This window comes from Arthrobacter sp. AK01 (assembly GCF_021109375.1).
Classification (GTDB): Bacteria; Actinomycetota; Actinomycetes; order Actinomycetales; family Micrococcaceae; genus Arthrobacter.
In genome coordinates this window covers 1-13,879 of record NZ_JAJOHP010000096.1, presented here as the reverse complement: position 1 = coordinate 13,879, position 13,879 = coordinate 1, and the positions used below count along the sequence as shown (strand labels likewise).

Below are 13,879 nucleotides of genomic sequence, written 5' to 3'. Positions count from 1 at the left end.
TTTGCCCCCCCCCCCGCCGGGGGGCCCCGGGTCCCCCGGCCCCCCCCGCCCCCCCCCCCGCTTTTTACCCTCCCCCCCCCCCCCGGGCCCCCCCCGGGCGCGGCCCGCTTCTTGCGTTAACTGCGGCTGCTGGAGAACAGCGGCTGCTAGACCTCGGGGCGCCGTTCGACCACCGTTTCAGGGGCCGTGCGCCGCTCGACTACGGTCCTGCGGGTCCTGCTGGACATCGCGATGGAAATGATGAGTCCAACGACGCCGACCACCATCAGGATGTAGCCCACCAGGACCTGGTCCAGGAAGGGGATGAGTCCGGGGGCGAGCGCGAAGGCCAAAATGGCTCCGACAGCAATCAGGGCAATGGAAGAACCGATTCTCATAGCGTGCTCCTCGTGTCCGTTCGGCGCATGGTCAGGGAACTCCGGCCGAATCTGTACCGTCAGCATACTTATGATCTATGGCCTCCACCAGACATTGCGCCACCGCACCAATCAGTGTCCGTAGCGGGCGGCCAGCCTGGCGATGGCATCTTCCGGGGTTGGCGCAGGCCCGAACACCTGCTCCTGCCGGGTGGTGTCCGCAATGTATTTTCCGGTCTCGAACCACGCCACCATGCTTGCCATATCGCCCACCAGCGGAAGGATCTTCGACGTGACCTTGCCAAGCCCGGCGATGGCACCCGCCGGCACGGTCATGACCTTGATCGGCTTGCCTGCCCGGCGCCCCGCCACCTCCGCAGCTTCCTGGATGCTCACAGGCCGGCTCCAGCCAATGTCGATGCGCTCCCCCTCGACGATGTCCGCGTCAACAGCCTCCGCGAGGTACCGCGCTACGTCGCTGGCCAGGACGAACGTCAGCCGCGCGTCCTTCGAACCCAGCCACACGAAGCGCCCCTTCGCGAACGGGTCTCCGCCCATCCCGACCGCCTGGTCAAAGAAGGCGCCCGGCCGGAGGGCCACGAACGGAACACCAAGCTCCTCGAATTTATCCTCGGCGAGCTTCTTGTTCCAGAAATGCGGGATCTGCGGAGTTTGGTCGCTGGTGACAATGCTGATCAGCACGAATCGGGGCACGCCGGCCTGTTTGGCAGCGACCGCCAGGTTGCTGTTCCCGTAGGTATCGATCGCCTTGGCGTTCTTGTCGTTCCGGGTATAGCCGGCCGCGGTCGACACCACCGCTGAAACTCCCGTCATCGCGGCAATCAAGGAGGCGGCGTCCAACATGTCTCCGCGCGCAATCTCAACGCCTTTGGCCTCAAGCTTGGCGGCATTGGACTTTGGCCTCACCAGTGCGCGGACTTTCTTACCGCCCTTGAGAAGCTCGTCCACCACTTGGCCACCCAGGAATCCCGTGGCACCAATAACAAGGACAGGCAGGTCTTCGGCCACAATTTCTCCTTAGGGTTTTGTTCCTAGCTCAGTGGTAGCACGGGGCCGGGATCCCGGCTAGACCCCAAATCGCCAAGACAACCAGTGCACTCTTGGTGCAGTATTATGCACTTATGGATGAAAGCACCACTACCCTTTCCCTGGCCATCGGCGCCAGGGTCAAGCAGGAACGCCAAACCCGCGGCTGGACCCTTGACCAGCTGGCTGCGGCCGCCGGCGTGAGCCGCCGCATGATCGTCAATGTGGAGCAAGGCGCGGCGAACCCCAGCATCGGCACGCTGCTTCGGATCAGCGACGCCCTGGGCGTCGGGCTACCGGCGCTGGTGGAGCCGCCGCTCCCGAAGCCGGTCAAAATCACCCGGAGCGGCGAAGGCGCCGCACTGTGGACCAGCGGGCAGGGCGGCCGGGGAATACTGGTGGCCGGAACCGAGTCGCCGGACGTGGTGGAACTGTGGGACTGGACCCTGGGCCCCGGCGACAGCCATGGCAGCGAGGCACATGCCCCGGGCACCAAGGAACTCCTGCAGGTTCAGGCCGGCACCGTGACCGTCGATGCAGGGGAACAAATGGTGACCCTCGAAGTGGGCGACTCCATGACTTTCCCCGGCGACGTTGCCCACTCCTACGCCAACCAAGGCACCGGGCCAGCCAGATTCATCCTCGCAGTGTTTGAGCCGGGCGTGGGTTCGGGGCACCGGCAAGAGGCCGATAACCCCGGCCAGGGCACCAGCTCGTGAGCGCCCCCAAAGGCGGCCCCATTCCGCCCTGGGGACTCGCCGTGGCAGCGATGCTCTCGGTGCAGCTGAGCTCCGCCTTGTCCGTGGGGCTCATCGCCGAGGTCGGCCCGGCCGGAACGGCGTGGCTGCGGCTCAGCCTGGGAGCCATCATCTTCCTGGCCATCGCCCGGCCACCGCTGCGCTCCGTTCGCCGGCACGACGTCCTGCCGCTCCTGGGACTTGGCATCGCTACCGGACTGATGACCATCATGTTCCTGGCCGCCGTGGAGCGAATCCCTTTGGGCACCACGGTCGCCATCGAATTCCTTGGCCCCCTGACGGTCGCGGCGGTCCGCAGCCACAACCGCCGGGCCCTGGCGTGGCCACTTCTTGCGCTGCTGGGAGTCGTCCTGCTCACCGAGCCCTGGCACGGCCACGTCGACCTGCTGGGCGTCATGTTCGCAGCCATTGCCGCGGCCGGATGGGGCGCATATATCCTGCTGACGCAATTGATCGGCGATCGCTTCACAGGAATCGGGGCTCTCTCGCTGACGGTCCCCATTGCCGCCGTGACGGCCGCCGTCGTCGGAATTCCGCAGGCAGTGGGCCACCTCAACTGGGGCATCCTCGCGGGCGCGCTGGGCGTAGCCATCCTGATGCCGGTACTGCCGTTCGTGTTGGAGCTGAAGGCGTTGCGCCGCATGACCTCCACTGCGTTCGGCACACTGATGTCGCTGGAGCCCGCATTCGGAGTCCTTCTGGGGTTGTTGGTGCTGCACCAACAACCGTCCCTCATCCAGTTCATCGGCATCGCGCTGGTTGTCTTCGCCGGTGCCGCCTCCCAGCGCGGCGGCAACCGGAACACGCCGCCCTTGGCCGAGCCAACCACCGTGGCGCCCGCGCCGGCGGCAGTATCAGCCGCCCGCCCCAGCACGGTGGGTAAACCCCCGACGGCGACCGGCCGCGGTGGTGCGTTCCCTGTGTCGGGCAGCGCGGACCTCAGATGGTGATGGCCACCTTGCCACGCACGTTGCCCGCATCGAAGTAGCGCATGGCCTCCGGGACCTGCGCCAGCGGATAGCTGCGGTGGATGGCCGGCGTGATGGTTCCGGCGTCCAGGAGCCCGGCTAGGAGCTCAAGATCTGCAGCCTTCTGCGTGCCCACGATCATGGTGAGCCGCTGGCGGATGAAGGGGGAGAGCGCCACTGCGCGGAGCTGCCTGTCCATGCTTCCCGTCCACGTGCCGCCTTCCTCACCCCCGGTGATCACGGCCATCCCCGCCGATGTGAGTGACCGGCGTAGACGCGAAACGGAGGGGTTTCCCGCGATGTCGAGGATGACGTCGTACTGCACGGATCCGTCAGCGAAACCCTGCTGGGAGTAGTCGATGACATGATCGGCGCCGAGGGCACTCACCATGTCCACCTTCGCTGTGCTGGCCACTCCGGTGACTTCAGCACCGGCTGCCTTGGCGAGCTGCACCGCGTAGCTGCCTACTCCGCCCGAGGCTCCGGTGACCAGGACTTTGACCCCCTGCGATGACGGGCCGCGGCCGGGGTCGATGCCGCCCGCGCGCAAGGCGATCAGGGCGGTGCAGGCGGACACCGGCACCACTGCCGCCTGCTCGTAGCTGATGTTGTCCGGCTTGTGGGCCAACTGGCTTTCACGGGCAGCGGAGTACTCGGCGAAGGTCCCTTTCCCCGACCCGAAGACGTGGTCGCCCACGGAGAACCGGGTTACTTTCGCGCCAACGGCCTCCACGGTGCCGGCGAGGTCCAGCCCGGGAACAGGGTTCTTCGGGGTCTTGAAACCGTAGACCGGGCGCAACGCATACGGCAGGCCCGTGGTGAGGTGCCAGGTACCGCGATCGAGCCCGGCGGCATGGACCTTCACCAGCACCTCATTCTCTGCGATGGCGGGCCGTGGGACCCGTGCTTCATGGAGGACATCGGCGGGACCGTAACCCTCCTGCACAATGGCCCGCATGGTTGGACCCGGCAACGCCTGATTCTTGTGGTGACGGGATTCCTTGGCTTGCTGACCAGTGGTCATGGCCGGACCTTTCAGTACTTGTGGGGCTGGGGCTTGCGGTTCTTCGTACGCTGTACCAATGAGATTACCGTACACTGTACTAAACCGCTAGAGGCCAGCCCTGAACCAAGGAGTCCCGTGTCCCCCGCAGCATCCCAGCGACTCTCCCTCAGCCGGGAGCGAGTGCTTGAGTGCGCCGTTGCCCTCGCCGACGAGTCGGGCATAGCGGGACTGACAATCCGCACGCTCGCCCAGAGCATGGGAACCAAACCCATGTCGCTCTACTACTACGTGGCCAACAAGGACGAGATCCTGGATGGCATCGTGGACATGGTCTTCAGTGAAATCGAACTGCCGGCGCCCGATGGAAACTGGCGCGAGCAGATGCAGCTGCGGGCCCACCGCATGAGATCTACGCTCAGGCGCCATCCCTGGGCCGTCGGGCTGCTGGAAAGCCGGACAGCGCCCGGCCCGGCAACCCTCCGCCACCACGAAGCAACGCTTGCGACGCTGCGGAGTGCAGGATTCTCCGTGCAGCTGACCGCCCACGCCTATGCACTCCTGGACAGCTACATCTACGGATTCGTCCTCCAGGAAGCTGCCCTTCCTTTCGAAGGCCGCGACACCGCCGCCGAGATCACCAAGCCCATCATGGAACGCTTCGCCACAGGTGAGTATCCGCACATGGTGGAGATCGCCGTCGAACATGTCCTCAAACCCGGCTACGACTTTGGCGACGAATTCGGGTTCGGCCTGGACCTCATCCTTGACGGCCTCAGCCGTCTGGCAGGAGACGCGGACTAGGATCTGATCCATGGCCAGGATTGAGGACTACGCGATCATCGGGGACTTGAACACCGCCGCCTTGGTGGGGCGGAGCGGATCCATTGACTGGATGTGCCTGCCACGGTTCGACTCTCCCGCCTGCTTCGCGTCCTTGCTGCACACTCCCGACGCCGGCCGCTGGCTCCTGGCTCCCGCCGGCACGCCCGACGGCGGCAACTGCACCCGCCGCCACTACCGCGAGGACACCCTCGTCCTGGAAACGGAGTGGGAAGTGGACGGCGGCGCTGTCCGGGTCATCGACTTCATGCCGGTCCGCGACGACGCCGTGGACCTGGTGCGGATCGTGGAGGGCATATCCGGCCAGGTGGACATGCACATGGAGCTGGTCCTGCGCTTCGACTACGGCAGCGTGGTGCCGTGGGTCCGGCACAGCAAGCACGGCATCAGCGCAGTGGCGGGGCCGGACTCGGCCTATCTCACCACCCACGCCCCGCTTGAAGGCCGGGACAAGCGAACGTACAGCGACTTCACCGTCCGCGCAGGCGACAGGGTTCCGTTCGTGCTGCGCTGGGCACCCAGCCACGAACGGGAACCACGGCGGATCGATCCCTTTCGAGCGCTCGAAGCAACAGAGTCGTTCTGGCTGGAATGGATCGGCCGCAGCGAGATGGCAGGGAAGTACAAGGAGCCCGTGGAGCGGTCCCTGATCACCCTCAAAGCGTTGACCTATGCGCCAACCGGGGGCATCGTGGCCGCCGCGACGACGTCCCTGCCCGAGCAAATCGGCGGACCCCGCAACTGGGATTACCGATACTGCTGGCTCCGCGATGCCACCCTGACCCTGCAATCCCTGTTGGCGGCCGGCTACACCGAGGAGGCATCCGCGTGGCGGGACTGGTTGCTGCGCGCTATCGCCGGTGACCCATCGGAACTTCAGATCGTGTACGGACTCGACGGCGCGAGGAGACTCCCGGAAGCGGACATACCGTGGCTCTCCGGTTACGAAGGGTCCATGCCGGTGCGCACCGGAAACGCTGCGGCTCCCCAGCTTCAACTGGATGTGTGGGGTGAAGTCCTGGATGGCCTCTCCCTGACGCGCGCGGCTTTCCAGGACGGCACCGTGGACAACTCCTGGGACATCCAGGTCGCCCTGATGGAGTATCTCGAAGGAGCCTGGGACCAGCCGGACAACGGACTCTGGGAAATGCGCGGACCGAGGCAGCACTTCACCCACTCCAAGGTCATGGCATGGGTGGCTGCGGATCGGATGGTCAAGGGCGTGAGGACCTCCGGGCTGCCCGGCCCGGCCGACAGGTGGGCGGCCCTCCGCAGCGAAATCCACGCGGACGTTATGACCAAGGGATTTGACGAGGAACTCAACACCTTCGTCCAGTCCTACGGCAGCAAGGACCTGGATGCGAGCCTGCTCCTCATCCCGCGCGTCGGATTCCTCCCGCACCGCCATCCAAGGGTCGCCGGAACGGTAGCAGCAATCCAGGAAGGACTGACCGACGACGGCCTGGTCCTCCGATACAGAACCCAGTCCGGACACGACGGCCTGCCCGGCGACGAAGGAGTGTTCCTGGCCTGTTCGTTCTGGTTGGTGGATGCACTGCTGGGCATTGGCCGCTCAGGCGAGGCCACCAGGCTCTTTGAGCGGCTGCTCACCCTCCGCAACGACGTTGGTTTGCTAAGCGAGGAGTGGGACCCCCGAACCCAGCGCCAACTCGGCAACACTCCCCAGGCGTTCAGCCACTTCCCCCTCATCCACAGCGCCCTGCAGTTGCACCACGGAGAGGCCCATAAGAGCGACACTCCGCTCGGCCACCCCAAACACCCGGGGCAATCCAGCGGCTCTACCCTTCGGAATGATCCTCGCCTTCGCTAACGGGCGGTTCGCCCTTATGGCTCGCTTCCTCCAGATGAAGGTCCAGCTTGCGCTCGGCCTCACGCCGCCGCTGGCCGATGGTCCGCATCTGCTGGGTTGTGGGGTCTCCCCTGTCCTCCAACGCTCCGCCTGACGGCGCGGCGGGCTGCACATTCTCTTGTTCGCCCATAAGTAAATCGTCCCATCGCCACTGCTTTTGCGATAGCAGCAATTGCTTGCTTGGGTGGCTGGCCCCCGACCGGTAGCGTGAGCCACAGACAGGTTGCCCCGCTGCGGGCGAACGATTCCAAGGAGCTGGCCCATGAGCAGATCCCACCGAGCGTCACACCACCAACCGGACACCGCCGTCGAACTCAACCCCCTGTTCAGCAGGCCCGGTGAATCCACTATCTTTCCCCGCTTCACCCTGCCGGACGGCGAATCCCTGCCGGGCACCGCGTACCAGGTAGTCCACGACGAAGCCATGCTGGACGGGAACTCCCGGCTGAACCTGGCGACGTTTGTCGGGACGTGGATGGAAGCGGAAGCAGCGAAGCTCTACGCCGAGACGTTCGACAAGAACATGATCGACAAAGACGAGTACCCCCAAACGGCGCTCATCGAAACCCGGTGCTGGCGGATGCTGGCGGATTTGTGGAACGCCCCCGACCCCGAGAAGAGCATCGGCACCTCCACCATCGGGTCCTCCGAAGCCTGCATGCTGGGCGGCTTGGCCTTGAAGCGACGCTGGCAACATGCCCGGCGGGCCGCAGGTGAGTCCACGGAGAAGCCCAACCTCGTCCTTAGCTCGGCGGTCCAGGTGTGTTGGGAGAAGTTCTGCAACTACTGGGACGTGGAGCCTCGTTTCGTCCCGGTCTCCACCGAACATCCCACGCTGGACGGCCACGACCTGGACCAGTACGTGGATGCGAACACCATCGGCGTTGTGGCCATCCTGGGCGTGACCTACACCGGCTTGTACGAACCGGTGGAGCTGATCTCCAATGCGTTGGACGACATCCAGGCACGCCGCGGCCTGGATGTCCCGATCCACGTGGACGGCGCTTCCGGAGCGATGGTGGCCCCGTTCCTGCAACCCGAAACCGTATGGGATTTCCGGCTCCCGCGCGTAGCCTCGATCAACACCTCCGGCCACAAATACGGACTGGTGTATCCCGGCCTCGGATGGGTGGTGTGGCGGGACGCAGCGGCACTCCCCGAGGACCTGATCTTCCACGTCAGCTACCTCGGCGGGGACATGCCAACTTTTGCGCTGAACTTCTCACGGCCCGGCGCCCAGGTCCTGCTGCAGTATTACCTCTTCCTCCGTCTCGGGTTTGCCGGCTACAGGTCCGTCCAAGCGACGTCCCGCGATGTCGCGCTGTACCTGTCCAGCGAGATCGGAGCCATGGATGCGTTCACCCTCTGGAGCGATGGTTCCGACATCCCTGTGTTCGCGTGGCAGCTCACCGACGGCCACACGGAGCACTGGAACCTCCACCATCTATCCGAGCGCCTGCGCATGAATGGGTGGCTTGTTCCGGCCTATCCCTTGCCTGATGGTTTGAGTGAAGTAACGGTCCAGAGGATCGTGGTCCGCAACGGTTTCACGCGCGATCTCGCGTCCAGTTTCCTGGCCGACCTCACGAAGGAAGTGGACTACCTCGACAGCCTCACTGCACCGATGCCCACGGACAAGCAGGCCGAGGGCTTCCACCACTGACTCTTGGAAGGGAGACCTCCATGTGCCGACTCTTCGGACTCCACGCCGGTCCATGGCCGGTCCGCGCCACGTTCTGGCTCCTGGACGCCCCGGACAGCCTGTCCGTTCAGAGCCGGCGGGAGCCTGACGGTGCCGGCATAGGAACCTTTGATGCGGCAGGCAAGGCGCATGTGGCCAAGCAGCCTCTAGCCGCGTGGGAGGATCACGCCTTCGCCCGCGAAGCGCGTGACCTGAAGAGCACCACCTTCCTTGCCCATGTGCGGTACGCCAGCACCGGTGCGCTCACCATGGTCAACACGCATCCGTTCGAGCAGGATGGGCGACTGTTTGCGCACAACGGTGTTCTCCACGGGCTCGAGCAACTCGATCAGCGCCTCACCGAACTCGGGGTGATGGACCTGGTGCTGGGTCAGTCTGACAGCGAGCGCCTGTTCGCGCTCATCACGGCTGAAACCCGCCGCGCCGGTGGGGACGTCGGCGCGGGCATCACCCACGCCATCGGCTGGATCGCCGAGGCACTGCCGGTGTTCAGCCTCAACTTCATCCTGACCACGGCAACGGACATGTGGGCGCTGAGATACCCGGCCACACATGCGTTGTATGTGCTTGAACGGAACCCTGCCGCACCGGATCCGGCAGCACCACTCGAGGCCCGAAGCAAGCGGATCCATTCGCGCAGCACCGAGCTGTCGCGATCCCCGCACGTCCTTTTCGCTACCGAGCCAATGGACCACAATCCGGGCTGGCGGGCCATGGATTCCGGCGAACTGGTCCACGTGGGAGCGGATCTGGCAGTGACCTCCACGGTGCCCTTCCCGGATGCGCCTGCACAGTTGCTCAGCCTGGCCGACCTTGAACCGACCGCGGCGGCGTCGCAGCAGCCTTGACCGCGGCTTCAGATGCCGGAACCAGACGAGGTCAACGCCCCCCCGCGACCGGCCCCCGGCGGGCCTGTGCCGCCTTGCGTGGCGTCAGGCGGAAGCCGGCCGCTTGAGGAACCCCGCCACAGCCAGGGCTGCGGCGAGGCAGAGGGCGGCGTTGACTGCGATGGCTACCGTGATTCCGTTCAGCACACCGGACGTGTCACTCGCTGGAGAGGCCAGCAACTGGGCTGTGAAAACCGCACTCATCACCGGGATGCCCAGGGTAATCCCGATCTGCTGGCTCATGGTGGCCATCCCGGTTGCCATCCCCTGGTCGGCGTTCGGCAGCCCGGACGTGGCAGTAACCATGAAGCCAACGATGACCACGAGGTTCGCGACACCCCCAATGAATGTCGCCACCAGCAGCAGCCCGATGGAGGCAGGGTCGGCGCTGAGCATGATCAACGCGCCCGTAGCGATGGCCTGCACAACGAAGCCATGGACAATTGCCTTCTTGCTGCCGAGCCTGGCGATCACCTTTGGCCCCAGCACGCCGCCGAGGACCGTGCCCAGGCCCAGGACTGCGAAGGAAAGACCAGCACCCAGCGGGGTGTAGCCCAGGACCTGCTGCAGATACAGGGTCAACAGGAACACCAGCGACGTCTCGGTGGCGAACGCCAGGGCCCCGGCAGTGTTGCCCCACGCGATGTTTGAGCGCCGAAGGATGCTAAGCGGTACCAGTGGGTGCTGTGCCCTGTTTTCGATGCCGGCAAAGATGGCAAAGAGCACGACGGCGGCCGCAAGCGCACCGAGCGTGAGGGGATCGGTCCACGAGTGTTCGGCGGCATGGGTGAGCCCGAAGACCAAGGCCAGCAGGCCCGAGGTCACCGTGATGGCGCCGGGGACGTCAAGCCGAAGCTTGATGGTTGGCTTGCTTTCAGCGAGTACAACGGGCGCGATGAGGAGCACGGCGGCAGCCACCGGGACGTTGATGAAGAAGGCCCAACGCCAGCTGAGCAGGTCCGTCAGCAGTCCGCCCAGGATGGCGCCGCTGGTGAATCCCGCAGCCATGAGGGCGCCATTCAACCCGAGTGCCTTGTCGCGCAATGGGCCTTCGGGGAATGAAACCAACAGCAGCGAAAGGGCCGCGGGCACCACCATGGCCGTGGCAACGCCTTGGCCCACTCTTGCCAGCAGCAGTAATGCCGGTTCGGTGGCCAAGCCACCCGCCAGGGACGCGGCGCCGAGGAGTGCCATGCCGATCAGGAACATTTTCCGCCGCCCGGCCACATCGGCCACGCGCCCGAACAGCAGTGTGAGGCCGGCGGCGCACAGGGCGAATGCCGTGGCGACCCACTGGAGGTTTTCCAAGGAGAACCCCACGTCGGCGCCGATGGTGGGCAGGGCAACGTTCAGGATGGAGAAATCGACGGCGAGGGTGAAACCCGCTGTCAGGAGAACCACGAGCGCCAGCCGTTGCTTGCTGGTCATGCCCTTCGGCGTTGTTTCGGCTGAGGGATTGCGGACTTCATTGGTTGATGGCATGGGTTCAGCGTGGACGCGTTTCCGTGCGGCAACCACACCCCGCTGTGGGTACCACTGGCAGTGACAGGACAATCCCGGCCGGTGCCTGAACAATGGGGGCATGGGTACAAACAGTGAACTTGGGGAGTTCCTTCGCGTCCGCCGGGCAGCTTTGCAGCCCCAGGACGTCGGCGTCCTTAATTACGGCTTCCGGCGCGTTCCCGGTTTGCGGCGCGAGGAACTGGCCATGTTGGCCGGTGTCAGCACCACGTACTACACGCGGTTGGAGCAAGGGCTCAGCACAAATGCCTCTGAAGCAGTGATCGGTGCAATCGCGCGTGCCTTGAACCTGGATGCTGCAGAACGCGCCCATCTCTTCAACTTGGCGCGTCCTGTCAAAACCCGGCGACGGGCACCTGCCAAACCCGACAAGATCAGGGCGGGAACGCTGCGTTTGATCCAGTCCATGTCCGGCACGCCGGCCATCGTCCTGGGACGCCGCAGCGAAGTGCTGGGGTGGAATACGTTGGGACATCGACTCCTTGCCGGCCACCTCGACTACACCGCACCTGCTGCGCCTTCAACACGTCCGAACATGACCCGGATGTTGTTCCTCGACCAGCACACCAGGGAGCTTTATGTGCGCTGGCCGGAGGAGGCCCGCCGTGCCGTAGCGTCATTGCGACTTGTCGCAGGAAAGTCCTCCGATGACCAGGAGCTTGCTTCCCTCATTGGGGAACTTTCTTTGGGAAGCGGGGAATTCGCTACGCTCTGGGCCAAGCACCCTGTGGAGAACTGCATGTCCGGACTGAAGTACATGCAGCACCCGGAGGTGGGCTACCTGGAACTGAATTTCGAGGTGCTGACACCGCCCGACGAGTCGGGGCACCGTGTCCTCATGTACGCCGCAGAGCCAGGATCCCCTGGGGCCGAGGCGCTGCAGCTCCTCCACGACACCACTGAAGGAGTGTCAGCTGTTCACCGCGTGCAGCGGACCTGATCGCCGCCAGCGCGAGCGGCGCGCAATCACTTTTCCACATAGCGCCGGTTTCCACATAGCGCTATTGGGAGCGAAAGATGGCCGACTGTCATGACAGGGTTTAGCCATGGGAATTATCGGGCAGATCGTGGCACGGCGGGCAAGTTCGCCGCGCGCCAATGACCTGCTGAGTCAACCGTCCCTGCGGTCTGTCGGCGGCCCCGCCCGGGTCGCGGCTTTCGAAGGCACGACGGCGGTTGGCACCGTCGCGTTGAGCTCCGAAGACGCTGGGCTGCTTGGCGGACTGGGCACGGAAACCGGGGCCTCGGACGTAGGACCCGGTGGAGGCGTGCACTCCGCTGACGTTGCTCCGGGCCTGCGTGTCATTCCGACGGCGGACAGCAAGCGCGTGGCTGGCTTGATTGAAGCGGGCCTGCCTTCTCCTGGAATGGCGGGCGTGTCGCTTGCGCAGGCGGATGAAGCCTTGAGGTCGCTTCGTGAATCGGCCTCGGATGAGGCTTCCGTGTTCGGCTTTGTTGAGGCTGCTGACTTTGCCGGCAAGGTCGAGGAGATTTCCCGATCAGTGGAGTACTTACAGATCGTCGCAGCCCACGCGGTGGAACGGACCCGGCTTGAGGCACAAAACTCCCGGCCGGGGTCCTCGGCAGCAGCACCGGAATGGCGGACCGGCTGGACTGAAACACCCGAAGAGCCAACGAGTGGCACGGGCGCAACGGTTCCGGAGGCAACAGTTCCGGACGCAACAGTCCCAGCTGGTGAAGCACGTTCCACCAACGCACTGTCCATGAATAGGTCCCGGTCCAAGGCCAGTGTTTTGGATGACGGGTACCGGAACGCAGCCGAGTTCCTGCGGGCCCGGTTGCGGATCGGCATCGGCGAGGCCCGTCGCAGGCTTGCCCTCGCCGCCGAGGTCCTCCCCCAAAAGAGCATGACCGGGCAGGAAATCCCGGCCCGCCGCGGAATGCTCGCCGAGGCCCTCGGATCGGCTTTGGTGCCGTCCCGGTCCGCGACCATCATCAGCACCGCCCTGGACAAAGTCCGGAACCTCACCGACGAAGACACCATCACCCGGATGGAACACGCCCTGACCACCACCGCCACCGAATCCGACCCGGACTTCGTCACCACAATGACCAAACGCTGGGCCGACAGGATCGACCACGACGGCCCCGAACCCTCCGAAGAAATCCTCCACCAACTCCAAGGCGCGTTCCTCCGCCGCCGACGCCGCCACGGACTCCACCACCTCGAAATCTTCGCCACCGACGAACAAATCGAAACCCTCACCACCACCATGAACGCCGCCACCAACCCACGACTCACCAACAGCAACAGCACCAGCACCAATAGACCAGGCACCGGCACCAGCCCGGACCTGGACCGTCGCTCCCGGGCACAGAAACTCCTCGACGGCCTCACCGGCGCCTGCGCCCTCGCCATGACCACCGGGAAACTACCCTCCAACGGCGGACTCCGCCCCCAACTCACCGTCACCATCGACCACCGCGACCTCCTCGAACAACTCACCGGCACCGGCCACCACCAGCCCGGCACCAGGACACAAACCGGCACAAGCACCGGCACCGCCGCAGGCATAGGGTCAGGCACCGCCACGTTCACCGGCCCGATGCACCCCACCACCATCCGCAAGATAGCCTGCGACGCCGACATCATCCCCGTCCTGCTCGGCACCGACTCCCGCGTCCTGGACATCGGCCGCACCACCCGGATCTTCCCACCCCACATCCGCAAAGCCATCACCGCCCGCGACCAAGGCTGCGCCTTCCCCGACTGCACCATGCCCGCACCCTGGTGCGAAGCCCACCACACCACCTACTGGACCCACGGCGGCACCACCGGAACCAACAACGGCACCCTGCTCTGCAGCCACCACCACCACCTCATCCACAAAGAACAATGGCGGATCGACATGACAACCGGGGTCCCCTGGTTCATCCCCCCACCCCACATCGACCCCCAACAA

13 protein-coding genes are annotated in these 13,879 nt (G+C 65.2%); 8 read left to right on the top strand and 5 right to left on the bottom strand.

Going from position 1 to position 13,879, the window contains the following annotated elements:
• Positions 1 to 146 precede the first annotated feature (146 nt).
• Positions 147 to 377, bottom strand: a complete 231-nt coding sequence (locus tag LN996_RS21685) for a DUF6458 family protein (protein WP_231343064.1) — start codon at positions 375 to 377, stop codon at positions 147 to 149.
• A gap of 111 nt (positions 378 to 488) precedes the next feature.
• Positions 489 to 1,385: an SDR family oxidoreductase gene (locus tag LN996_RS21680; protein WP_231343063.1), complete on the bottom strand. Its 897-nt coding sequence runs from the start codon at positions 1,383 to 1,385 to the stop codon at positions 489 to 491.
• 113 nt (positions 1,386 to 1,498) lie between these two features.
• Here LN996_RS21680 and LN996_RS21675 point away from each other — a divergent pair, with 113 nt between their 5' ends.
• Together LN996_RS21675 and LN996_RS21670 are read left to right on the top strand one after the other, a co-directional pair.
• Entirely contained in the window at positions 1,499 to 2,122 is a 624-nt protein-coding gene (locus LN996_RS21675; protein ID WP_231343062.1) for a helix-turn-helix domain-containing protein, read from the top strand.
• Positions 2,123 to 2,172: 50 nt separating this feature from the next.
• Positions 2,173 to 3,111 carry a DMT family transporter gene (locus LN996_RS21670; RefSeq protein WP_231343065.1) on the top strand — a complete coding sequence of 313 codons (939 nt, stop codon included), beginning with the start codon at positions 2,173 to 2,175 and terminating at the stop codon, positions 3,109 to 3,111.
• Here the strand turns inward: LN996_RS21670 and LN996_RS21665 are convergent.
• The gene (locus LN996_RS21665; protein ID WP_231343061.1) at positions 3,101 to 4,153 is read right to left on the bottom strand and encodes an NAD(P)-dependent alcohol dehydrogenase; all 1,053 of its coding nucleotides are present in this window, start codon (positions 4,151 to 4,153) and stop codon (positions 3,101 to 3,103) included. The genes LN996_RS21670 and LN996_RS21665 overlap by 11 nt on opposite strands.
• Before the next feature lie 117 nt (positions 4,154 to 4,270).
• On the opposite strand from LN996_RS21665, the gene LN996_RS21660 reads away from it, so the two are divergent.
• Together LN996_RS21660 and LN996_RS21655 are read left to right on the top strand one after the other, a co-directional pair.
• A complete protein-coding gene (locus LN996_RS21660) occupies positions 4,271 to 4,936 on the top strand; it encodes a TetR/AcrR family transcriptional regulator (RefSeq protein ID WP_231343060.1) in 666 nt (221 codons plus the stop codon).
• 10 nt (positions 4,937 to 4,946) lie between these two features.
• The gene (locus LN996_RS21655; protein ID WP_231343056.1) at positions 4,947 to 6,806 is read left to right on the top strand and encodes a glycoside hydrolase family 15 protein; all 1,860 of its coding nucleotides are present in this window, start codon (positions 4,947 to 4,949) and stop codon (positions 6,804 to 6,806) included.
• Here LN996_RS21655 and LN996_RS21650 read toward each other — a convergent pair.
• Complete coding sequence (locus LN996_RS21650) at positions 6,775 to 6,975, bottom strand: hypothetical protein (protein ID WP_231343054.1); 201 nt, start codon at positions 6,973 to 6,975, stop codon at positions 6,775 to 6,777. The genes LN996_RS21655 and LN996_RS21650 overlap by 32 nt on opposite strands.
• A gap of 132 nt (positions 6,976 to 7,107) precedes the next feature.
• Here LN996_RS21650 and LN996_RS21645 point away from each other — a divergent pair, with 132 nt between their 5' ends.
• Positions 7,108 to 8,508 carry a glutamate decarboxylase gene (locus LN996_RS21645; protein ID WP_231343053.1) on the top strand — a complete coding sequence of 467 codons (1,401 nt, stop codon included), beginning with the start codon at positions 7,108 to 7,110 and terminating at the stop codon, positions 8,506 to 8,508.
• Positions 8,509 to 8,528: 20 nt separating this feature from the next.
• Entirely contained in the window at positions 8,529 to 9,395 is an 867-nt protein-coding gene (locus tag LN996_RS21640) for a class II glutamine amidotransferase (protein WP_231343051.1), read from the top strand.
• Positions 9,396 to 9,479: 84 nt separating this feature from the next.
• Here the strand turns inward: LN996_RS21640 and LN996_RS21635 are convergent, their stop codons facing one another.
• On the bottom strand, positions 9,480 to 10,862 hold the full coding sequence (locus LN996_RS21635; protein ID WP_374202242.1) for an MFS transporter: 1,383 nt from the start codon (positions 10,860 to 10,862) through the stop codon (positions 9,480 to 9,482).
• Between the two features lie 154 nt (positions 10,863 to 11,016).
• Between LN996_RS21635 and LN996_RS21630 the strand changes: the two genes are divergently transcribed.
• On the top strand, positions 11,017 to 11,895 hold the full coding sequence (locus LN996_RS21630; protein ID WP_231343045.1) for a helix-turn-helix transcriptional regulator: 879 nt from the start codon (positions 11,017 to 11,019) through the stop codon (positions 11,893 to 11,895).
• Between the two features lie 106 nt (positions 11,896 to 12,001).
• Positions 12,002 to 13,879, top strand: a 1,878-nt coding sequence (locus LN996_RS21625; protein ID WP_231343044.1) for an HNH endonuclease signature motif containing protein, incomplete at its 3' end; no start/stop codon positions are given.